Annotated in this window: 1 protein-coding gene; it reads left to right on the top strand. The window is 31.0% G+C overall.

All coding sequences use genetic code 11. The features are described 5' to 3' along the window. Nucleotides 1-107: 107 nt before the first annotated feature. Nucleotides 108-294 (top strand): hypothetical protein (locus tag V7164_RS10765; RefSeq protein WP_335354066.1); only part of this gene is annotated, 187 nt, incomplete at its 3' end.

Below are 294 nucleotides of genomic sequence, written 5' to 3'. Positions count from 1 at the left end.
AGGATTTAGAAAAAGAAGAAGTTAAGTAGTAAAAGACGTATACAAACTTAAATATGATCATTTAACAAATAGCCTGCTTTTCCTCTTTTAGGGAAAGCGGCTTTTTAGTGGGGATTGCTGCTGGAGATATTAATACGGAAATGCCACAAGTTGGGATTGTTGGCTCACTTAGTGCTGAATTACTAATTGGTGTCTTTTTAATACCAAATTTTCTCTGGTACAATACGCAAAAAATATCTGCGTTTTTTATAAGAAAGTTATTGATCACTAAAAAACATAAATATTATATAAATG

The sequence above is a fragment of the Bacillus sp. JJ1474 genome (assembly GCF_036965225.1).
GTDB lineage: Bacteria > Bacillota > Bacilli > Bacillales > Cytobacillaceae > Cytobacillus.
Note: the sequence above shows the minus strand (reverse complement) of the source record. Positions and strands in the feature narration are given on the sequence as shown.